Source organism: Roseateles terrae (genome assembly GCF_014192155.1).
Taxonomy (GTDB): Bacteria; Pseudomonadota; Gammaproteobacteria; order Burkholderiales; family Burkholderiaceae_C; genus Roseateles; species Roseateles terrae.
On the sequence record NZ_JACHXO010000003.1, the window covers coordinates 430,172 to 452,107 of the forward strand.

The 21,936-nt window shown below is 67.3% G+C and carries 19 protein-coding genes; 10 read left to right on the top strand and 9 right to left on the bottom strand.

Features of this window, described 5'->3' with window-relative positions; translation table 11 throughout:
- The first annotated feature begins 23 nt into the window (after positions 1-23).
- From FHS28_RS11140 to FHS28_RS11150, 3 genes are all read left to right on the top strand, one after another.
- Positions 24-644, top strand: a complete 621-nt coding sequence (locus FHS28_RS11140) for a M15 family metallopeptidase (protein ID WP_088452667.1) — start codon at positions 24-26, stop codon at positions 642-644.
- Positions 645-754: 110 nt separating this feature from the next.
- Complete coding sequence (locus tag FHS28_RS11145) at positions 755-1,870, top strand: S66 peptidase family protein (protein WP_088452665.1); 1,116 nt, start codon at positions 755-757, stop codon at positions 1,868-1,870.
- Between the two features lie 60 nt (positions 1,871-1,930).
- Positions 1,931-2,803, top strand: coding sequence for a hypothetical protein (locus FHS28_RS11150; RefSeq protein ID WP_088452663.1), 873 nt, complete (start codon positions 1,931-1,933; stop codon positions 2,801-2,803).
- Here FHS28_RS11150 and dacB read toward each other — a convergent pair.
- The gene (gene dacB, locus FHS28_RS11155; RefSeq protein WP_088452661.1) at positions 2,733-4,286 is read right to left on the bottom strand and encodes a D-alanyl-D-alanine carboxypeptidase/D-alanyl-D-alanine endopeptidase; all 1,554 of its coding nucleotides are present in this window, start codon (positions 4,284-4,286) and stop codon (positions 2,733-2,735) included. The genes FHS28_RS11150 and dacB overlap by 71 nt on opposite strands.
- Positions 4,287-4,445: 159 nt before the next feature.
- On the opposite strand from dacB, the gene FHS28_RS11160 reads away from it, so the two are divergent.
- Complete coding sequence (locus FHS28_RS11160) at positions 4,446-7,256, top strand: TonB-dependent receptor (protein ID WP_310736773.1); 2,811 nt, start codon at positions 4,446-4,448, stop codon at positions 7,254-7,256.
- Between the two features lie 187 nt (positions 7,257-7,443).
- Here FHS28_RS11160 and FHS28_RS11165 read toward each other — a convergent pair whose 3' ends face one another.
- From FHS28_RS11165 to FHS28_RS11175, 3 genes are all read right to left on the bottom strand, one after another.
- Positions 7,444-8,364, bottom strand: coding sequence for a S66 peptidase family protein (locus FHS28_RS11165; RefSeq protein ID WP_184294589.1), 921 nt, complete (start codon positions 8,362-8,364; stop codon positions 7,444-7,446).
- 18 nt (positions 8,365-8,382) lie between these two features.
- On the bottom strand, positions 8,383-9,633 hold the full coding sequence (locus FHS28_RS11170; RefSeq protein WP_088452655.1) for a D-amino acid dehydrogenase: 1,251 nt from the start codon (positions 9,631-9,633) through the stop codon (positions 8,383-8,385).
- A gap of 102 nt (positions 9,634-9,735) precedes the next feature.
- Positions 9,736-10,926: an amino acid aminotransferase gene (locus FHS28_RS11175; protein ID WP_184294591.1), complete on the bottom strand. Its 1,191-nt coding sequence runs from the start codon at positions 10,924-10,926 to the stop codon at positions 9,736-9,738.
- 127 nt (positions 10,927-11,053) lie between these two features.
- Between FHS28_RS11175 and FHS28_RS11180 the strand changes: the two genes are divergently transcribed.
- Positions 11,054-11,461 (top strand): PaaI family thioesterase, encoded by a 408-nt coding sequence (locus tag FHS28_RS11180; protein WP_088452653.1) that lies wholly within the window; start codon positions 11,054-11,056, stop codon positions 11,459-11,461.
- A gap of 60 nt (positions 11,462-11,521) precedes the next feature.
- Here the strand turns inward: FHS28_RS11180 and FHS28_RS11185 are convergent, their stop codons facing one another.
- Positions 11,522-12,925, bottom strand: coding sequence for a glutamate carboxypeptidase (locus FHS28_RS11185; protein ID WP_088453121.1), 1,404 nt, complete (start codon positions 12,923-12,925; stop codon positions 11,522-11,524).
- Positions 12,926-13,164: 239 nt separating this feature from the next.
- Between FHS28_RS11185 and FHS28_RS11190 the strand changes: the two genes are divergently transcribed.
- The gene (locus FHS28_RS11190; protein ID WP_088452651.1) at positions 13,165-13,476 is read left to right on the top strand and encodes a putative quinol monooxygenase; all 312 of its coding nucleotides are present in this window, start codon (positions 13,165-13,167) and stop codon (positions 13,474-13,476) included.
- Between the two features lie 415 nt (positions 13,477-13,891).
- Here the strand turns inward: FHS28_RS11190 and FHS28_RS11195 are convergent, their stop codons facing one another.
- Positions 13,892-14,380 carry a glutathione peroxidase gene (locus FHS28_RS11195; protein ID WP_088452649.1) on the bottom strand — a complete coding sequence of 163 codons (489 nt, stop codon included), beginning with the start codon at positions 14,378-14,380 and terminating at the stop codon, positions 13,892-13,894.
- Positions 14,381-14,461: 81 nt separating this feature from the next.
- Positions 14,462-15,322 (bottom strand): EamA family transporter, encoded by an 861-nt coding sequence (locus tag FHS28_RS11200; protein WP_088452647.1) that lies wholly within the window; start codon positions 15,320-15,322, stop codon positions 14,462-14,464.
- A gap of 650 nt (positions 15,323-15,972) precedes the next feature.
- On the opposite strand from FHS28_RS11200, the gene FHS28_RS11205 reads away from it, so the two are divergent.
- Positions 15,973-16,914 carry a hypothetical protein gene (locus FHS28_RS11205; RefSeq protein WP_088452645.1) on the top strand — a complete coding sequence of 314 codons (942 nt, stop codon included), beginning with the start codon at positions 15,973-15,975 and terminating at the stop codon, positions 16,912-16,914.
- Positions 16,915-17,069: 155 nt separating this feature from the next.
- On the opposite strand, the gene lplT is transcribed toward FHS28_RS11205, so the two are convergent.
- Entirely contained in the window at positions 17,070-18,347 is a 1,278-nt protein-coding gene (lplT, locus tag FHS28_RS11210) for a lysophospholipid transporter LplT (protein ID WP_088452643.1), read from the bottom strand.
- A 239-nt stretch (positions 18,348-18,586) separates the two neighbouring features.
- On the opposite strand from lplT, the gene alr reads away from it, so the two are divergent.
- The 3 genes from alr to FHS28_RS11225 are packed head-to-tail and all read left to right on the top strand — an operon-like array spanning position 18,587 to position 20,890.
- Entirely contained in the window at positions 18,587-19,690 is a 1,104-nt protein-coding gene (gene alr / locus FHS28_RS11215) for an alanine racemase (protein ID WP_088452641.1), read from the top strand.
- A gap of 20 nt (positions 19,691-19,710) precedes the next feature.
- Positions 19,711-20,118, top strand: coding sequence for an alternative ribosome rescue aminoacyl-tRNA hydrolase ArfB (gene arfB / locus FHS28_RS11220; RefSeq protein ID WP_088452639.1), 408 nt, complete (start codon positions 19,711-19,713; stop codon positions 20,116-20,118).
- A 1-nt stretch (position 20,119) separates the two neighbouring features.
- Positions 20,120-20,890 (top strand): hypothetical protein, encoded by a 771-nt coding sequence (locus tag FHS28_RS11225; protein ID WP_088452637.1) that lies wholly within the window; start codon positions 20,120-20,122, stop codon positions 20,888-20,890.
- 60 nt (positions 20,891-20,950) lie between these two features.
- Here FHS28_RS11225 and FHS28_RS11230 read toward each other — a convergent pair whose 3' ends face one another.
- Positions 20,951-21,832, bottom strand: a complete 882-nt coding sequence (locus tag FHS28_RS11230; RefSeq protein WP_184294593.1) for a DMT family transporter — start codon at positions 21,830-21,832, stop codon at positions 20,951-20,953.
- Positions 21,833-21,936: the final 104 nt, after the last annotated feature.

Sequence of the window (21,936 nt, forward strand, 5' to 3'; positions counted from 1 at the left end):
CAACCCACTGTCGCGGACCTCCCATGAGCTTCACCGAACGCACCATTGCCTGCGAAGACATCGCGGACCATCCGGAGTTCCTGCCGCTGCTGTCGCTGCCCGGGGTGGCAGTGGACCTGCGCTACGCCACGCCGGACAACTTCGTCGGACGCAACGTGTATGGCGGCCTGGATTGTGCCTACCTGCGGCGCGAGGCCGCGGAGGCGCTCAGCCGTGCCGTTGACTGGCTGGCCCGGCATCAGAGCGGGGTGCAGCTGGTGGTGCTGGATGCCCTGAGACCGCAGCGGGTGCAGGAAGCGCTGTGGTCCGAACTGGAAGGCACGCCGCTGACGAAATACCTCGCCCATCCAGCGCGCCGGTCCATCCACTCCTTTGGCATGGCGGTCGACGTGACGCTGCTGGACGCGCAAGGTCGCGAACTCGACATGGGCACCGGCTTTGACGAGATGACGCCGGCCTCGCATCCGGAATTCGAGGCCGAACAGCTGGCGCAGGGGGGGCTCACCGCTGCGCAACTGACCCATCGCGGCTGGCTGCGCGCGGCGATGCGTTTTGCCGGCTTCCAGACCATTCCGACGGAGTGGTGGCACTTCGACTTCGGGGATCGCGAGCTGGTCCGTCGCACCTTGCCGCTGGTGATCTGATCCGGGCCGCCAGCCGCCGGCCAAACGCTGGCGGCCTCACACCCTCGCGCACCGCCCTCACCCCCGCGCGCTCGCCCGCGCTCCATTCACATTCATTTCCAGGAGACCGCATGACTTCCTCCCGCCGCCAGATCCTGCGCACCGCCGTGGCTGCCACCGGGGCGGGGCTCGGTGCCCTGAGCCCGCTCGCCGGCGCAGCCGCTGCGGCCTCAGGGACGACTGCTCCGACCGTCGCGCCCTTGGCCAATGGCCGCCCCATCGCCGCGACCGACACCCCGCCCACCCTTCGCGCCCGTCGCCTGCAACCCGGTGACACCGTGGGTCTGGTCAGCCCCGCCAATGCCACCTACGAACGGGAGCCGCTGGTCATCGCGGCGGAATCGCTGCAGGCGCTGGGCTTCAAGGTGAAGTTCGGCCCGCATGTGCAGGCCCGTTATGGCCAGTTCGGCGGCACCGACGCCCAGCGCGCCGGAGACATCAACGACTTCTTCGCCGACGACTCGGTGGCCGGCATCCTGGCCCTGAGCGGCGGTTCGGGCTGCAACCGCATCGTTGACAAGCTGAACTACGCGCTGATCCGCCGCAAGCCGAAGTTCTTCGGCGGCTTTTCCGACCTGACCAGCTTGGTCAACGCCATCCATCGCCAGACCGGTCTCATCACCTTCCACAGCCCGGTCGCCAGTTCGGAATGGAATGAGTTCTCGGTGCAGCATTTCAAGGCCGTGGTGATGGACGGCGCGCCGGACCTGCTGCGCAATGTCAGCGACAAGGGCGACCAGCTGGTGCCGACGGAAGACCGCATCAGCACCGTGCGTCCCGGCGTGGCGCAAGGGCGGCTGGTGGGCGGCAACCTCACCGTGCTGGCCTCGCTGGCGGGCTCCGCCTTTTTCCCGGACTGCCGCGGAGCGCTGCTGTTCCTGGAGGACACCAACGAGTACATCTACCGCCTGGACCGCTGCCTCTCCACCTTGCGCCTGGCGGGTGCGCTCGATCAACTGGCCGGTGTCGTGCTGGGCAAGTTCACCCGCTGCGGCCCGGGCGACGGTTATGGCACCCTGACGCTGGACGAAGTCTTCGACGATTACTTCCTGCCGCTGAACGTGCCGGTGTACCGCGGGGCGATGATCGGCCACATCCGGCGCAAATTCACCGTGCCGGTCGGGCAGATGGCCGAGATGGATGCGCAGGCGGGGACGGTGCGCCTGCTGTCGTCAGCGGTGAGCTGAGCACCCGAACAAGCGGGGCGCCATTGGCACTCATGGGCATTCAGGCTTTGAGGACATGCCATGTGGCACCCCACCGGTCCGGTCTGGGCCTCGGCGGCCGCTTCCGCCGCGTTCGACAACGGTGATGATGGCCGTGAGGCCCATCATGAGACCCACCGTGATGGCGACCGTGATGCCAGTCATGAAGGCAGCAGGGACGGCATCGGCAGTGTGCTCTCCCACCACCGGGACCGCATCGGTGACCCTGCGGGCGCTGCCCAGGCCCTGCCCGCCGCGATGGTGGCCCTGCCTGCGAACCTGCACCCGATGCTCCACGAGCTGGCCCATTGGAACTGCAGCTGGCGAGCCCTGGCCTCCCTGCATGAGCGCGGGCGGGGCCCCCTGCGGGAGTCGATCGCGCAGTGGTGTCGGCAGCAGGCCGATCACGCCGCCTATTGCGCGATGGATGGAGACTGCGGCTTACTGATGGAAGGGGACCGTTACCTGCGGCGGGCGCCAGAGATCCAGCAGGCCTTGAACAGGCTGTGGGCCATCAGAACGGTGGCGACGGAAGACTTGAACGTCTTTCTGCAGAACCGCCTGGCTCTCCACGACGCTTTGACAACGGTGGTCATTCGCAAGCTGGCGCTTCGGTGCAGCCCGGCGATCTTTGAAAACTTCCGCAGGCTGACCGATTGCATCGACGCCTGCGAATCTGCCGACACGGGTCTGATGACCCTGAATCAGGCGGCCTCGGTCTTGCGGCTGCACGCCGTCAGTGCCGACAGGCCGGTCTGGACGGCGGACGAGGTCTTACAAAGACTGCTTGCAACGTTCGTTCACCGTGCAGATCCGGCGCCGCGGCGATCGCTCCTGGGGGCCTCTATTGCGCCGCCACCCAGCTCACCAGCGCATCCAGGGTCGGGCGGGCTGCCGCGGCCCGCTCATCGTTGATTACGGCCACCACCACCCAGAGCTGGCCAGACGCATCCGGCACATAGCCCGCCAGCGCCACGACGTCCCGCAGGGTGCCGGTCTTCATCCGGGCACGGCCTTCCGCCGGCGTACCCTTGAAGCGCCGGGACAGCGTGCCGTCCGCGCCCGCGACCGGCAGCGTCGCCATCAGCTCGGGACCGTGGCGTCCGCGATGAACCGAGGCGAGCATCGCCGCCATCTTGGCCGGGCTGATGCGCTCGACACGCGACAGCCCGGCGCCGTTTTCCAGCACCACATCCCCCGGGTCCACGCCCTGGGTCATCAGCCATTCCTTGACCGCCCGCTGCGCGGCTGGAAGGGTGTCCTCCCCGGGCAGCGCTGCGGCAGCACCCAGACGCTGGAAGATCAGACGGGTGGTGGCGTTGTCGGACGCCTTGAGCACCGGGCGCAGCAGCTCGGCGAGCGGGCGGTCCTGGTGGCGCACCAGCACCCGGGCCTGGGCGGGCGCCTGCCCTTCGCGAACCTCGCCGGACAGGCTGCCACCCAGCGAGGTCCACAACTGACGCACGGCCTGCGCAGTGGTCCATTGCCGGTCCAGGACGTTCAGGGACTGGCGGACCTGACAGTCCCGCGGGAACGTGCCGCGCAGTGTCAGGCGGGCCGAGGCGGGGGGAGTGTCTCCATTCACGGGCCCCGCATGGGTCGGCACCTGGGCAGGGAACGGAACGGCGGCGGTCGGCAAAGCCGGCAGGGGCTGGAATTGCGGAATCTGCCAGCGGTCGTCCCAGTCCTTGCAGGCACCGTCGGCCAGTTGCAACTGCTGGGTATCGACCTCCAGCCCCCCGAACAGCGGGAACGGCCGGACCTGTACCTGCTGCGCATCCGACTGCAGGTCAAAGCTCAGCAGGCTGCCGTTCAGATTGAGGGCATCGGGAATCACGTTGTAGGGAAATTCGGGCTGCTCGTCGAAGTCAGGCGCGCCCAGCTCCGGTCGTGCGGGGCGGAACATCGTGCGGTCCACCACCACACCGCCGTCCAGCGCCGAGATGCCCTGCCGCTCCCGCAGCTCCCGCAACATCAACCAGAGCGCGGACCAGTCCAGATCGGCGTCCGCTCCGCCCTTGAGGTAGAGCGGCGTGCGCAAATGGCCGTCTGGCGCGGGCAGCAAGGGCGCTGCCGTGGGGTCGCCGTCCACCAGCAGCTCGGTGCGTCCGCGGCTGTTGGGGCCGAGACGGTCCAGGGCCGCGGCGGCGGTGAGCAGCTTCATCGTGGACGCCCCCTGCATCGGCCGGTCGGCATTCAGGCGCAGGCCGCCCGACGGTTGATTCAGCGGATACGCCATCACCGCCAGGGCATCCAGCGGCACCCCGCTGCGGGCATGCACCGCGGCCACCGGAGCGGGCAGTTCTCCGGGCCGGAGGCGCTCGGGGCCGGTCGCGCAGCCGCTCAGTGCCAAGGCTGACAGGATGGCGAGCCGCAGGGGCGTTGAAAGCACTTGCATGGACCGAACTGTATCGGGCTCCGGCCTTCACATTCCGTCCGGTTATACACAGACGACAAGCATTCATCGTGGCGTACACAACAAACTCGTGACGGTCCTATGACAGCGCAGCCGCCCTGTGCTTGATCATGCCTTCAGCTCGCAACCCAGGAGAATGTCGTGAAACTCAAGCCGCTCGCTCGTTGCCTCGTTGTCGTGGGTCTCGGGGCCCACGCCGCCGCCTGGGCGCAGGAAGCCCAGAAGATCGAGCGCGTGGAGATCACCGGCTCCAGCATCAAGCGGCTGAAGGACGAAGGCGCCCTGCCCGTCCAGGTCATCACCGACAAGGAACTGGCCCGCAAGGGCATCACCAGTGCCGAGCAGATGCTGCGCCAGCTTGGGGTCAACGGCACCGGCGCGGACAACGCCACGTCCAACAACAACGTCTTCGGCGCGGAAACCGACCGGCTCACCGGCGGCACCGCCAACGCCAACCTGCGCGGCCTGGGCCCGGGCAGTACCCTGGTGCTGCTCAACGGCCGGCGAGTCTCCACCTCCGGCATGAGTGGCGGCGCGGTGGACCTGAATTCGATTCCGATGGCTGCCATCCAGCGGGTGGAAATCCTCAAGGACGGCGCCTCCGCCATCTACGGCACCGATGCGGTGGGCGGCGTCATCAACTTCATCCTCAAGCGCGACTATCAAGGGGCCAGCGTCAGCCTCGACTATTCCACGCCGTTCGAGTCGGGCGGCGGTCAGCAGCGCAAGGCGTCCATCACCGGTGGCTGGGGTTCGCTGGAGCGGGATGGCTACAACATGATGGTCAGCCTGAGCCTGACCGACAATTCCATCCTGCGCGGCTCGGACCGCGACTGGGCCTCCGGCTTCAACCCGGCGCTGGGCCTGTCGCCCAATTCCTCCAGCAGCCCGTTTGCCAACATCATCACCGGCACCGGGACGGCGCTGGGCAGCGGCTCCGCCGTGGCCGGCAGCGGCGATGCGGTCAAGTTCACCCGCATCAACCTGCTGAGCCTGCAGGGGGCCTGCGATCAGGTCACCAACGGCGTGCAGTTCCAGCCAGGCCTGTGGACGCCTGCGTCTGCCAGCGCGGCGACCAAAGCCGCCAACTACGCCAGCGGCCGCTATCTCTGCAACACCGACTACGGCAGCCAGTTCATGCTGGCCGCACCGCGCAAGGCGGAGAACCTGGTGGCGCGCAGCACTTTCCGGGTCAACGAGAACACCGAGGCGTTTCTGGAGATCACCGCCTCGCGCAACCGGGTGAAAGCGGAGCTGACGCCCGCGCAGTTCAGCACCAGCGCCAGCACCGGCACGCTGTATCCGGTCAATGGCCCGTATTACCTCAATCTGAAGAACTACGGCGTCACCGATTTCGATCCGACCAAGCCCATCGCCTATCGCTGGCGTGCGCAGGACTTCGGCAACCGGGTGATCGAAAACGTGGATGAGAACTCCCGCCTGCTGGCCGGGCTGGAGGGCGACATCGGGGCCTACAGCTACAAGCTGGGCGCGTCCATCGCCGGGGCCAAGGGCTATTCGAACCTGATCGACGGCTATGTCTACACCGCGCCGCTGGTCAGTGCCCTCAGCCAGGGTCTGATCAATCCGTTTGTGGCGCCCGGGCAGACCCAGTCCAAGGCGGCGATGGACCTGATCGAGTCGATGAAGGCCCGCGGTCGACTGCAGGGCGGGGAAACCACCCTGCAGCAGTTGGACGGCTCCATCAGCGGCGACCTGTTCCGCCTGCCCGCCGGCATGGTGCAGTTCGCCACCGGCGTGGACCTGCGGCATGAAACCTACGAGTTCGCGCCGAACGCCGATGGCTTCAACTGCATCTCGACGCTCGGCACCGGCGCGCGGGACGTGTTGCTGTGCCCGGGCAACACGGCGGTGCCCAAGGTGTCGCGCAACATCGGTGCGGTGTATGGCGAGCTGGCCGTGCCGGTCATCAAGAATCTGGACCTGCAGCTGGCCTTGCGGCATGACCAGTACAGCAAGATCGGCGGCACCACCAATCCGAAGGTGGGCTTCCGCTGGCAGCCGGCGCAGATGGTGCTGTTCCGCGGCTCCTACAACACCGGCTTCAAGGCGCCGAGCTTCCAGCAACTCAGTCCCAACACGGCACCGCGCGACTACACCGGCACCTGGAGTGACCCGGTGCGTTGCCCGACCGATCCGACGCAGTGCTCGATCATCGGACTGGACTACACCGACAGCGGCAATCCCAACCTCAAGCCGGAGAAGTCCAAGCAGGGGACGCTGGGGGTGGTGGTGTCCCCCTTTGCGGACTTCAATGCCTTTGCCGATTACTGGCGGGTGGACCTGGACCAGCGCATCCGCAAGCTGACGGTGACGGATGTGCTGAACAACTACGCCCTGTTCCCGAATCGGGTGCAGCGGGATGCGAATGGCAATGCCACGCTGGTGGAGGCAGGCTGGATCAATGCGGCGGACAGCACCACCCGCGGCATCGACTGGGGCATGAGCTACCAGTTCAAGCATTCGACGGGTACCTGGCTGGCCAACCTGACCGGCACCCACATGCTGCAGGCCAAGGAGCGCGCGTTTTATGGTCAGCCGCTGCTGGACTACGTGGGCAAATTCTCGACACGCACGCTGTACCTGCGGGACAAGTTGAATGCAGACCTGACCTGGTCCCGGGATGTCTGGAGCGCGACGCTGAGCACCGTGTACAAGTCGGGGTATACCGATCAGGACATGAGCGCCAAGGGCGTGCTGCCGGCGACGGCCAATACGCGGGTGGCCAGCTACACGACGTTTGATCTGTTCGGCACCTACAGCGGCTTCAAGAACACGACGCTGACGGTGGGCATCCGCAATCTGCTGGATCGGGCGCCGCCGTTCACGCACCATGACGTGGACGACGTGGCGGGTGCGGGTTGGGATCCGCGCGTGGCGGACCCGTATGGGCGCACGCTGGCGGTGTCGATGAAGTACGACTTCAAGTGAGGGGACGCGGCGGCACCACGGCAGCTGTCATCGGCAGAGTTCGGCTGGACCCCGCGGAGCACGCCAAGCTGTACGCAGCAGTCGAGCGCTCGCACCGCATCCCCCTCGGCGGACCAGCTGCTGCAACTCCGCTTCGCCTATGTAGAACCGCGGAGCGACGACCACGGCTACAGGCGTCTACAGCGCCTCACCCGCGAGACGCCACCACTGCCAAGGTTCTCGCCCTCGCATCCAGCGCCACGCAGGCGCCCATCGGCAGCGGCAGGTTCGGCGTTGCATGTCCGGCGGGCCAGCCTGCCATGATGGGGCATCCCAGCGGATGCAGATAGTCCGCCAGCACCTCGTCCGGTGAGGCGGCATCGCTGAAGCTGCCCAGCAGCACACCGGCCAGACCGTTCAGGTGCCCCCCCAGGCGCAGCTGGCAGAACAGCCGGTCGATCTTGTAGGGGTCTTCGCCCACATCCTCGAGGAACAGCACACAGCCACGCAAGTCCGGCATGAAGGGCGTGCCCATCAGCGCGACCAGCACCGCGAGATTGCCCCCGGTCAGCACCCCTTGCACCACCGGGCCACCACGCGTCAGCGGATGCGGCGCCGGGGTGGGTCCCAGCACATCGCCCACTCGCAGACCCTGGCGCAGACAGGCCGTCAGCGCCAGCGCATCCGCCCAGCCTTCTTCACCGCGATGCCAGTCAGAAGCCGGCATCGGCGCGTGCCAGCCGATCCGTCCGGCCCCCTGCCGCAGCAGATGCAAAGCCGTCAGGTCGCTGTAGCCGATCAATGGCTTGCTGCTGGACTGGAGCAGCGCCACATCCAGGCGATCCAGCAGGCGCATGCATCCGTACCCGCCGCGCAGGCCCACCACCGCATCCACCTCGGGGTCGGAGAAGGCCGCGTGCAAATCACTCACGCGCTGCTCGTCACTCGCCGCCAGATGACCCAGCACGGCCGGACCTGAGCAGCTCGGGTACAGCTTCGCCCGCCAGCCCAGACGTTCCATCATCGGCAGCACCTGCGCCAGCGTCCCTTCACGCGGCGGGCCCGCGGGGGCGACGACGCCCAGACAAGCCCCGGACGGCAGCGGCGGCAGCAGGAAGTCGCTGCTCATGACACGTCCGCGCGCCATTCAGGCCGCTCGCAAGCCAAGTCCCTCCAGGTCCAGCGGACTGGGGCGGCCGGAAACCAGATCCGCCAGGATACGGGCGGAGCCAAAGGAGAAAGTGAAACCCAAAGCACCATGACCCACATTGAGCCACAAGCCGCGAACCGGTGTGGCGCCGAGCATGGGCGCCCCGCTGGGCGTGGCCGGACGGAGCCCCGCCCACGGCACAGCCTGTGCATAGTCCGCCGCCTTGGGGAAACTCGCCCGCACGGTGCGGTGCAAGGCGGCCAAGCGGCCAGGGTCCAGCCGCGTGTCGTCCCCCACCAGATCCACCATGGCCGCCACCCGGAGTTGCTGGCCGATGCGGGCATACAAGGTCTTGCGCTCGAAATCGGTGACGCTCACCGCGGGCGGGCGGTGATGCCCGGCGATCGGCGCCGACAGGCTGTACCCCTTGAGGGGATACAGCGGCAAACGCAGGCCCAGCGGCGCCGCCAAGGCGGTGCTCTGCAAGCCTGCCGCCAGCACGACGTCGTCCGCAGCGATTTCCCCCATCGATGTCCGCACCGCCACCACCCGGTCGCCCTGCTGGAGGAAGCCGAGCGCCTGCGCATGCATCACCCCGGCAAACCCGGGATGCTGCGCCAGCCGCTGCGCGAGTTGCAGGCACAGCGCATGGCAGTCCGCCACGGCCTCGCCGGCCGTGAAGATGCCGCCCGCCAGCCAGGGGGTCTCGCAGTCCGCCAGCGAAGGCTCCAGCGCCAGGCATTCGTCGCGAGACAAGGCACGCTCCGGCCCGCGGCCATCCGCACTCGCCGCGGCGCGCGCAAAACTTGCCGGCTTGCGATAGGCCACCAGCTTGCCCGGGCTGCGCAATTCGATGGCATTGAGCGCCGCTTCGCGCTGCAGCGCCATGAAGCTCTGCTGGCTGAATGCGCCCAGCGCCAGCAGACGTGCGGTCATGCGCCGATTGACATCGCCGCGGCAGCGCGCCAGAAAGGCGGCCAGCCACCGCCACTGCGCCAGGGTGCCGTCGGGCCGGAAGCGCAGCGGACCGTCCCGGTCCAGCAGCCAGCCCAGCGCCTTGAGCGGCACGCCGGCATCGGCCAGCGGCGAGACATATCGATAACTGAGCTGCCCGCCATTGGCCCGGCTGGCGCCTTCGGCCAGGGCCTCGGCGCGTTCCACCAGGGTCACCCGGTGACCGGCCTGGACAAGCGCCCAGGCCGTGGTCAACCCCACGACCCCTCCACCGATCACAACGACTTGTTTCATCCCTGCGGACATTCCTGAACTGTCCAGCAGGGTAAGGAGTTGCGGCGGTGTCAGCCAATGAAAGCCAGCACCTCACCCATAACTGCGGCCTATGAACGGCCTTCAGATCACCTGGCTGATCGCATGCGCCGTGGCTTCGACATTGCGGGTGTTCAGGCCGGCCACGCACATCCGGCCGGAGCGCAGGATGTAGACGCCGAACTCTTCGCGCAGGCGATCCACCTGTGCCGGGCTCAGGCCGGTGTAGCTGAACATGCCGCGCTGGGTGAGGAAGTAGTCGAAATTGCGCCCCGGCACCTTGGCCGACAGCACATCAAACAGGGCATTGCGCATGGCCAGGATGCGCTCGCGCATTTCCTCGACCTCGCCTTCCCACAGGGTGCGCAGTTGCGGGTCGGACAGCACCTTGGCCACCACCTGAGCACCATGTTGCGGCGGGTTGGAATAGTTGCGGCGGATGGTGAACTTGAGCTGGCCCAGCACGTTGGCGGCCTGCGCCGCATCCGGGCACACCACGGACAAGGCACCGCAGCGCTCGCCATACAGGCTCATGTTCTTGGAGAAGCTGTTGGCCACCAGGAAGCTCAGACCGGCATCGGCCAAGGCACGGATGGCAAAGCTGTCGGCTTCCAGGCTATCGCCATAGCCTTGATAGGCCAGGTCCAGGAACGGAATCAGCTCACGGGACTTGAGCACCGGAATGAGTGCATCCCACTGCAGCTGCGTCAGGTCCACGCCGGTCGGGTTGTGGCAGCAGGCATGCAGCAGCACGATGCTGCGGGCCGGCGCCTCGGACAGCGCCTGCAGCATGTCGTCAAACCGCAGGCCGCCGGTTTCGGCGTCGTAATAGGGATAGGTGCGGCATTCGACCCCGGAGCCTTCGAAGACGGCGCGGTGATTGTCCCAGGTGGGATCCGACAGGTAAATGCAGCTGTCGGGGAAATAACGCTTCAGGAAGTCGGCCCCCACCTTCAGGCCGCCGGACGAACCCACGCCCTGGATGATGGCCACGCGCTGCTCCCGCAGGGCGGCGCTGTCAACACCGAAGAGCAGTTTGCCCACTTCGGTACGGAAGTTGGCGGCACCTTCCATCGGCAGGTAAGGGCGGGCGCCCGCCTGTTCCACCACGGCAAGTTCGGCGCGACGCACGGAGTCCAGCATCGGGATGCGACCGTCGTCATCAAAATAGATGCCGATGGACAGATTGATCTTGGCCGTGCGGGGATCCTTCTGGAAGGCCTCGTTGAGGCTGAGGATGGGATCGCCAGGGTAGGCGTCGACGTGCTGGAACATGCTGATCTCCACGATGCGGACAAAGGGCAGTCCGGCATTATCCGGCAGCCCCGACAATCGCTCACGGCGCCCAGGCGCCCAGCCTGTCAGTACAACGGTTCAAGACTCCAGAAACACTCAGCTTTCCATGATCGATCAGAACGCATTCAATGAGCGTGGCGCGGCTTGCCTGCCCGGCCACATGGGCATCGAGATCCTTGAGGTGCAGTCCGGCGCGGTGAGCGCACGCATGCCGGTGCGCCAGGAAGTAATGGCGCCCAACGGCTATCTGCATGCCGGCAGCGTCGTGACGCTGGCGGACACCTGCTGCGGCTATGGCTGCATCGCCAGCCTGCCGGAGGGTGCGCAGAGCTTCACCACGGTGGAGCTGAAGTCCAACCACCTCGGTACCGCCCGGGACGGGGTGATTGAATGCCGCGCCACCGCCGTGCACATGGGCCGCACCACGCAGGTGTGGGATGCAACGGTCACCCACAACGGCAAGACCATTGCCCTGTTCCGCTGCACGCAGATGCTGCTGTATCCGAAGGCCTGAACCGCCCGGGGCGCGGTGACCTGAGGCCACCGCAGCCCACCGCGCCGGCACGGCACCGGCTCAGGGCCGGGGGGTCGGCGCGCCCTGGGCCCCGAGCGTCATCAGCGTGCGCGCCACCAGCACCATCTTGGGCGCAATGCTGTCCAGCTGCACGTATTCCGCCTGGGTGCTGTGCGCGCCAAAGCCTCGCACGCCGAAGCCCTCAACGACCGGCGCCCGGGTCGATACCGCAGCAAATGCCGCATCGGTGCCACCCCCGGTGGGTACGTCCTTCACGGCGAGCGGCAGGCCTTGCTCACCCGCCAGTGTCTTGAGCACCTCCGCCAGCGACCTTGACGCGGGCGACGCATGCAGCGGCGGACGTCGCCGCTCGAAGTTGAGCGACACCTCCGCCTCCGGCAGCAGCTTGTTCTGGATGCGCTTGCGCAACTCGGCCTCGACCCAGTCGAAGTCTTCCACCCGTTCCACCCGTACATCGGCCGACGCCTCCGCGCTGGGCGGGATCATGTTGCGCACGACGCCGGATCTGGACACCGTCCAGTGCACCTGCCGGCCCACCTTGGGGTCGGACAGATCGCGCGACTGCAGCACCTGATGGGAGAGCTCGTACAGCGCATTGACGCCCCGCTCCGGCGCCGCTCCGGCGTGAGACGAGCGGCCCTTCACCATCAAGGTGGCCGCGCCAATGCCGCTGGTGGCCAGGCGCAGCGTGTCCGGCCCGTCGGGGCCGCCACCGCCTTCGAAGGACATCACCACATCGTGCTCGCTGCCCAGCTGGGTGATGCGATGGCGCGAGGCGGGAGAGCTGATTTCTTCATCTCCGTTGATCAGCACGGTGATCTCGCCGCAGTCTTTCCAGCCCACGGACTTGAGCAGGGTCAGCACATGCAGGATGGTGGCGACGCCTTGCTTGTCATCCGCAATGCCAAGACCGTAGGCCCGCTGGCCTTCGATGCGGAAGGGCTGCTGCGCCAGCATGCCGCGCGGGTAGACGGTGTCCATGTGCGCAATCAGCAGCACCTTGCCACGTCCGCCGCCGCCCTTGAAACGGGCCTGCACCATCGGGCCGGGCTTTTCGGGGGTGTCGAACATGCGGTAGACGTCGGCGCCGGGCTCGAGCACGCTCACCTCACCGCCCAGATCCTTGAGCCGGTTCGCAATGACGGCGGCAATGCGCTCGAGGCCTTCGCGGTCCGAGCTGCCGGATTCGATCTCCACCAGCTGCTGCAGCGTTTTGAGCAGGGCCGGTTGCTCGCGCGCGGCCATGGCCTGGAGTTCCTGGAGGGAGACGGCGATGGGCCGGGTCTGCGATACCGAGGGCGGTGGGGATGGGGTCTGGCCCTGCGCCTGCGCCGGGTGGCTGCAGATCAGGGCGCCGATCGCCAGGAACAAGGCGGGGATCTGATAGGCGGAGCGGGCGTGGGCGCGAAGCAAGGGCGCGGGCACGGGCACGGGCACGGGCATGAGCATGGGCAGGCACCTCCGATGAACGAGTTCAGCCGATGCTAGGCCAGCGTTGGCGTGCCCGCACCCCGCCAGGCGTGAGGGTGTGCGAAGGCGGGGCAGCGATTTCCCCAGGTTCGGTGGCAGTCGGGTGGCAGCTTTCACTGGCAATTGAAACTGTCTCTCGGCCCGGCACCTGACAAGAACAGCATGGGGCCCGTAGCATGCGCAAGCCATTCCCCTTTGACCATTCACGCCCCATGCCAGACACCTCCGCCACCACCCCCATCAGTTTCATTGCCGTGCTCAAGGCGCGTCCGGGCCAGCGCGACGCGCTGTGCGAGGGCTTAGAGGCGCTGGTGATGCCGACCCGGCAGGAACCGGGCTGTCTCGACTATCAGCTGTTCGAACTGACCGATGCGCCGGGCACCTTCTACATGCGCGAATCGTTCAAGGATGAACTGGCGCTGGAAACGCACCGGGAATCGGCTCACTTTCAGGCCTTCGCCGCCCGTGCAGACGGCTGGCTGGTGGCCCCGCCGGAACTGATTCGTCTGACAGCCATCCGTTGAAGCGAAAGCCCGTCCGCCATCAGGGTCTACGCCTTAGGGGTGGCAGACCCGACGCGCATGCGGCACTCTGGGGCTGAGATCGGTCGCCAGGCGTTGCACACAAGGCGCCCGCGGCCTGCGGATCACCTCAGATTTCAGGGGGAACCCATGCGACTCACTCTGGCTCCTCCGGTCAAGGCCACTGCCGCCACCGGACTCGTCATCACGCTGGCGGTTGCAGCCTTCATCGTGCTGGCCGCCTGGCCGTCACCGATCTGATCTTCGCTGGTCAAGGCAGCACTCGAGGGCGCGCCTGCGGCGCACGCCACGCGCCGGGGCGCTCGCGGTGTGAGCCGATTCGCCAGACATGCCATTAGGCCCACGCGCGTGCGACCGGATCGTTCCGGCGCGCTTTCGCTGGCCCGCAAGCTGCGCCTCACTGGCCGAGTGCGGCCTCGATGTCGGCCTTCAGGCTCGCCGGCGTGTCATTGGGGGCGTACCGCTTGATGACCTCACCGTCCCGGCCGACGAGGAACTTGGTGAAGTTCCACTTGATCACCTGCGTGCCCAGGATGCCGGGCTTCTCGCCCTTGAGCCAGCGCCACAGCGGATGCGCCTCGGCACCGTTGACCTTGATCTTGCCCATCATCGGGAAGCTCACGCCGTAGTTGAGCTGGCAGAAGGAGGCAATGTCATCATTGCTGCCCGGATCCTGGCCACCGAATTCATTGCTCGGGAAACCGACGATCACCAGGCCCCGCGCCTGGAATTCCCGCCACAGTTCTTCCAGACCTTTGAATTGCGGGGTGAAGCCGCATTCGCTGGCGGTATTGACCACCAACATCACACGGCCCCGGTATTGCGACAACGCGACCGGCTCGCCCGTGATGCTGACGGCTTCGAAATCAAAAGCAGTCTGGCTCATGGAATTCCTCTCCCAACGTGATGAAGCGATCGTAGCGCGGGGGCGTCGTCCGTGCCCAGACAAGGTTGTGTCGACCGGCGCTTAGCCGGGCCGGCGCTCCCACGCGGCCAACATCGCCGCCGCCAGGATGGCCAGGCCGCCCAGCGCCGTCGGCAGGTTCAGTGACCCGCCGCCCAGCCACAGGGCGGACAACGCGGCCACCGGCACCTCGGTGAGCATCACCACCGCCGTCACGTTGGCCGGCAGCCGGGTGGCGCCAAACTGCAGCGACATGTTGGACGCGAAGAACAGGAGCGCCATGCCGGCCAGCGGGACGCACCACCATGCGGACGGGAGGCTGGGCCAGCCCACGAGGCCCTGGCCCGCCATGACGCCCGCCGACAGGCCGGCCACGATCACGCCGCCGCTGAACATCGCCAGCGCCCGGGCGCCCGGGCTGCTGGCCGCCTGCTTGCGCAGCATCACGTTGTTGAAGGCAAAGGTCAGGCCGCCAAGCAGGCCCAGGCCATCGGCCAGCGTGCGGGGCACCGGCCAGCCGCCGCCCGACGGCGCCAGCACCACCAGCGCGCCGCCCAGGGCCAGCGCGATGCGGACTCCCGCCATCACCGTCAGCGGCTCCTTGAGCACCACGCGGGCCAGCAGCACCGCCCACAGCGGCATGAGATAAAACAGCAGCACGACGCGCACGACGTCGCCGGTGGCCACGCCCCAGTTGAAGGCGGTGTTGGTCGTGCCGGCCGCAAGCAGCACCAGCCACAGGCCCGGTGATCGCAGCAGTTCAGCCGCCGCGCCGCGCTGGCTCACCAGCACCACCCCCCAGGACAGGGCATACATGATGACCGTCGTCCACAGCGGATGCAGCCCAGCGGCTTCAAACTGGCGGAACGGCCACCAGGACAGGCCCCAGACCGTCGCGTTGAACATCAGCGCGAGGATGGGCATCGGCACGGGCAGGACACGCCCGGGCGGGGTGGCTGGCGTGGGGGAAGCGGGGGGAGCAGCGGCAGACAAGATGGCGGACGGAGAAAGAAAGGAGAACGGACAGGTCAGGCCCACCGACAAGACGGGACGCGTGGACCGCGGGCCATGCAATCGGAAAAGCCGATGACCCCACCTGAAAGGCGAAGGCGGCAGCCTTGCGACTGTCCACAAAAAGGGCGATAAAACGGCATGCGCAAGCGCATGCTTCCTTCAGAGGGCCGCCCGTTCGCCCCAAAAACGGGTACAAGAGACGCTGATCCGACGGACCTGACGCACGCCGGCTGCCCCTGGGCCTGTCTGCAAGCCGCCGGGACGCCGGGGGCGTGCAGTCGCCGACCCGTCAGGCCGGGAACAACCGGGAACGCCCCGAAGGACGGGGCGCATGGCGGCTCACGAGGCGTCGCTGATTGTCGGGATACGGACGCTCGGCGCTTGGATCGGGCGCGCCGCAGGCCAACAATGCCCAGGGTTTATAGCATGGCGCAAGCCCTGACCCTGACCTACAACCGGGGCGCCTCGCGCCTGTCATTCGGGGGGCCTACCCTCGGCTGACAGACGTGCGCCCCGCGCCGTGACGAGCATCACCACTCGAGCTATAGGGAGACTGCCTCTTGGACCACCTGGCCTGTTTTGCCCCGGAAGACCTCCACGCCGCGCAGGCGCCCGACCTGCAAGGCTTTCGCTGGCGACTGCTGGCGCAGGGCGACTCCTGGTTCTCCACCGCCCAGGCCAAACTGAGCGCGCACGCCAATCTGCTGCAGGAGCTGGTGCTGGCCAAACCCACGGCCGCCGTGAATTGCGCCGGCCAGCGGGAGAGTCTGGCCAAACTGGTGGAATTGGCCTCAGTGCCGGAATTCGTCGATCTGCTGACGGGACCGAACGCCCCGGTGTGGGACGGCATCCTGCTGTCGGTGGGCGGCAATGACCTGATCACGGCCGCCCAGACGCCCAGCCAGCTGGACGGCCAGCCGGTGCCGCTGGAGCTGCGCCTGCTGCGCCGCCAGACGGAGTGGGGTCCACCGTCAGCGGGTGTCGGCCGCTACTTCTCCGAGCCCGGCTGGGCCACCTTCGCGGCTTACCTGAAGGCCAATCTGCAGCACCTGCTGTCCCTGCGGGACCAGGGTCCGTCCGCCCGCAAGCCGGTGTTCATGCACTGCTATGCGGTGCCGATGCCGCGGCCGGCCGGGGCGGAAGACGCCGGGCATGGACCCTGGCTGTATCCGGCACTCAAGGCCTATGCCATTCCCTCGGCGGACTGGGCGGCGGTCAGCCGCCTGATGCTGATGCATCTGGCGCAGTTCCTGAAAGGGCTGATGGCCGACAAGGAAGCCTTCCCCGGCCTGTTTGTCTTCGACTCCACCGCCGTGCCACTGGCCCCGGCGGCACCGGGCGCCAGCGGCATCAGCGGCGACTGGCACAACGAAATCCACCTCAACCACAGCGGCTGCTTCAAGATCGGTCGGGCGTGGTCGGAGCATATCCAGCAAGTGCTGACCACCGGTGGTCTGGTCCAGGACAACCCCGGCGGCAAGGGGCGCCAGAGCCGGCGCTGAGCAAAGAAAAACCCGCCACTCGGCGGGTTTTTTTTTGGACGCCCGGGCGGTGGGGACCGTGCCAACGGAGAGTCGCACGGCCGGGGTGACCCCGGGGGCCCTCAGGGGCCGAGGTGCCCGCAGTCGCCGGCGTGGCCGATGGGCCCCCGCCTTCGTCAGTGCTTGTCGCTACGCGCGATGGCCAGCAGGCGGTCCATCTCTTCCGGATGCCGACGCAGGTTGTTGCGGTGCCAGCGGCCGATCAGCACCATGATGCCTGCGACCGTCAGACCGAAGATGGTGATCGACCCAAAAGCGGACACCCCAAAACGGGTGAGGATGGTGTAGAGCGCGCCCAGGCCCAGGATGCAGGCCTGCTCGTTGAAGTTCTGCACGGCGATCGAGCGGCCGGCACCCATCAGATTGTGGCCGCGGTGCTGCAGCAGCGCATTCATCGGCACCACCAGATAGCCCCCCACCCCGCCCAGCAGGATCAGGAAGGGCACGGCCAGCCAAAGACGGTCGATGAAGTTGAGCACCAGCATGAGCAGGCCCATGGCCACGCCCAGCGGAATCACGTTGGTGGCCTTGTCCAGCCGCACCGCCATCGATGCCACGACGGCGCCCACCGCGGTGCCGATGGCCACCACCCCCGCCAGAGCCGAGGCCTGGGTGGTGCCGTAGCCAAGGGCGGCGGCCGCCCAGGCGAAGACGATGTAGCGCATGTTGCCGGATACACCCCAGAAGAGGGTCGTCATGCCCAGCGAGATCTGGCCCAGCTTGTCCTGCCAGAGGCGCGAGTTGCAGCCGGCAAATTCCCGCACCAGACCGGTGGTGCTGGCATTGAGCGGTTGCAGCGGTGCGTCGGTGCGGGGGATGCGCAGGTTGAACAGCGCCGCGATGCCGTACAGCACCACCATGAAGGCGATGGCGGCTTCCGGCGCGGTGTCGATGCCGGTGTCCATGAACGGCATGTCAAAGCTCAGCAGCACCGACGAAGCGCGCTCACCGAGCAACTGCCCGCCGAACACCGCGCCCAGGATGATGGACGCAATCGTCAGACCTTCGATCCAGCCGTTGGCCTTGACCAGTTGGGAGGGCGGTAGCAGTTCGGTGAGGATGCCGTACTTGGCCGGGGAATAGGCAGCGGCGCCCAGGCCGACGATGGCGTAGGCGGCAAGGGGATGCACCCCCAGCAGCATGCTCAGACATCCCACCACCTTGATGGTGTTGGAGATGAACATCACCTTGCCCTTGGGAACCGCGTCGGCAAAAGCGCCCACAAATGGCGCCAGAACGACGTAGAAGAGCGCAAACATCGGCACTAGAGCGGCACGTTGCCACTCGGCGGAGCCATTGGTGCGCAGCATCTCGACGGCAGCCACGAACAACGCGTTATCAGCCAGCGAGCTGAAAAACTGCGCTGACATGATGGTGTAGAAACCTTTTTTCATGGACCCGGGCTACCTGGAACTGCGGCTGGCGTCGACTTGCGGCGGAAAACGCTGGTCCACGGAGGTCAGCAGCGCTGCGGCGGGTTTATAGCATGCGCTTGTTTTGGTAACGGACGTGAACGCCACCCACTCTGTGTGTTGTCTGTGTGATATGGAAGGGGGTAGCCCCCCACTGTGTGGCCGGGGAGGCCCCCCGCCGCGCTTTGTGAAGTGGAAGTTGGGGAGGGCACAATCACGGCATGCCGCGTCCCATTGAAGCCCTGATCCATCAGCCCGCCCTGGCCCACAACCTGCACCGGAGCCGCGAATGCGCGCCGGACGCCCAGGTCTTTGCCATCGTCAAGGCCAATGCCTACGGGCATGGCATCGACCGCGTCTTTGACGCTTTCCGGGCGGCGGACGGCTTCGCCCTGCTCGACCTGAACGAAGCCCAGCGCATCCGCGACCTGGGATGGCGCGGGCCGATCCTGCTGCTGGAAGGCTGCTTCGAGCCGCGCGATCTGGAACTGTGCTCCCGGCTGCGCCTCTGGCACGCGGTGCATTCCGAGCATCAGATCGACTGGCTGGCCATGCACAAGACCCATGAGCCGCACCGGGTGTTTCTGAAGCTCAACAGCGGCATGAACCGGCTGGGTTTCTCGCCCACCGGCTTCCGCGCCGCCTGGACCCGGCTGAACGCCCTGCCCCAGGTGGACGAAATTTCCCTGATGACCCACTTCTCGGACGCTGACGGCCCCAAGGGCATCGACCGCCAGCTGGCGGTCTTCCAGGAAGCCACCGCCGACCTGCCGGGTGAGCGCTCGCTCAGCAACAGCGCCGCGGTGCTGCGTCACAGCGAGCGGGCCGGCGTCCGCGCGGACTGGGTGCGCAGCGGCATCATGAGCTACGGCAGCGCCCCGGACTACCCGGAACACGACATCGCCCACTGGAACCTGCGCCCCACGATGACGCTGCGCAGCCGTGTGCTGGCGGTTCAGGACCTGCAGCCGGGTGATACCGTCGGTTATGGCAGCACCTTCACCGCCCCCCGGCCGATGCGCATTGGTACCGTGGCCTGTGGTTATGCGGACGGCTACCCCCGTCATGCGGGTACCGGCACGCCCGTCCTGGTGGGCGGCCAGCGCACCGGCACCGTGGGGCGGGTGTCGATGGACATGCTCGCGGTGGACCTGACCGGCCTGCCGCAGCACGGCACCGGCAGCGAAGTCACCCTCTGGGGACAAGGCCCGAACGGCAGTGTGCTGTCGATCGACGAGGTCGCCGCAGCCGCCGGGACCATCGGTTATGAGCTGATGTGCGCACTGGCGCCCCGGGTGCCGGTCCATGTGGACCCGATCCTCTGATCTGACCCGCGCCGCGCCTCATGCATCTGGCCTGGACGCCCGCCGACTGGGAACTGGACATCTCCGCCATCCGCGCCAGCGGCCCCGGCGGCCAGAACGTCAACAAGGTCTCCAGCGCGGTGCATCTGCGCTTTGACATTCGGCGCTCCACCCTGCCCGCCATCATCAAGGAGCGGCTGCTGGCCCTGTCCCACCAGCGCATCACAGCCGAAGGCGTGGTGGTGATCAAGGCCCAGGAATCCCGCAGCCAGGAACAGAACCGCGCGGACGCGGTCGCGAGGCTGATCGCTCTGGTGCAAAGCGTGGCCCACACCCCCAAGACGCGTCGTCCGACACGCCCCACCTTTGGGTCCCAGCAGCGCCGGCTGTCGGGCAAGGCCCAGCGCGGCGAAGTGAAATCCGGCCGCGGCAAGATCCATTGGGACTGACATGTTCAAGGTGATTCGAATCTTCGTGCTGCTGGTCATCCTGGCTGTTGTGGGCAGCACGGCCCTGATGCAGCGCTGGCAGTCCCAGTCCTGGCGCCGGCCGCAGGTGATCACGCTCTATCCGATCAATCTGCAAGGCGACGCCGCCACGGACGCCTACATCGACCAGCTCAGCGACGCCGCTTTTGCAGACATCGAGCCTTATTTCCAGGCGGAAGCGCGCCGGTATGGCCTGCCGCTCGACACCCCGGTGCGGGTGGTCCTGGGCCGCCGGATGCGGGAGCTGCCGCCGCCGGTGCCCCGCGAAGCCGGCGTGATGTCTGCCGTGACATGGAGCCTGAAGATGCGCTGGTGGGCCTGGCGCAAGACGCCGCCGAGCTCACCGGTGCCGGACGTGCGGCTCTATCTGGTCTACCACCCGGGCGACTTCAATGGCCCACTGCCCCACTCCACCGGGCTGGAAAAAGGCCGGATGGGTCTGGTCCACCTGTTTGCCAGCCGGGCGCAACAGGGGCCCAATCAGGTGGTGATTGCGCATGAGGCGCTTCACACCTTCGGCGCGAGCGACAAGTACGATCCGTCCACCTTGATGCCGGCCTTCCCGGAGGGGTATGCCTCGCCGGACCAGCAACCCACGCTGCCGCAGGCGCAGGCGGAGCTGATGGCCGGACGCATTCCGGTGAAGCCCACCGAAGCGCGTATTCCGGCCAGCCTGGGCCAGACGGTGATCGGCCGCCGCACCGCGGAAGAGATCAACTGGGTGCGCAAGTAACGCCGCACACAGACCCCGAGCGCGGCGGTGACCGCTGTCCCCCGCGAGGCGGTAGACGCCTCAACGCGTGCGCGTGGCGACGTAGATGCTGCCCAGGCACAGGCCCATGCCGGCCACCGACAGCACGCTGGGCTGCCAGCCTTCCAGCAGCGCCGACAGCACGAGCGCGATCACCGGAATCACCACGCCGGTCAGTGCCGCGCGCGCGGTGCCCTGGCGCTGCGCCAGCTTGAAATACAGCACAAAGGCCACTACCGAGCCGAACACCGACAGATAGAGCAGCGACCCGACATAGGACGGCTGCCAGGAGAACTGCAGCCCCTGCCCGGTCGCCAGCGACATCGTCACCAGGAACACCGCGCCGTAACCCATGCTCCAGGCCAGCACCGGCATCAGGGCCAGACCGCGACGGGTCAGCGTCAGCGTCAGCACATTGCCGATGCAAGCCGCCAGCACGGCCGCCAGACCCATCAGCAGACCGTAGGCCGCGGTGGGCCGGGCGCCGGTGGAGGCAATCTCCGGCCAGAAGATCATCACCACGCCCAGCACCCCGCCGACCGACGCGGTCAGGAAGCGCAGCGACACCCGCTGCCCAAAAAACACCCGGCCCGACAACGCGTTGCCGAACACCATCAGGCAGAACAGCACGGCCACCAGTCCGGAAGGGATATGGCGCTCCGCCTCATACACCGAGTAGTAATTGCCGCTGTACTGGACGATGCCGGTCGCCAGCATCAACCCATGCGCCGACAGCGGCAGGCGCAGCGACAGGCCCTGCCAGCGGCTGAGCCCCACCAGGATGATCGCCGCAATGCCGAACCGCCAGGCCACCGAATTCAGCACCGGGACCCCGGAGGCCAGCTGATACAGGATGATGTGCCAGGTGCTGGCCCAGATGAGGGTGGGGCCCCAGAACAACCAACGATCGGACAACTTGGACATTGCAGGAAACAAGGAAACGGCCCCGGGAGACGGGGCCGCTGGGTCAACGAGTGGGGAAGAAACGGGACCGGCGACACTGCGGCGCATCGCCATCGAGCCGCCAG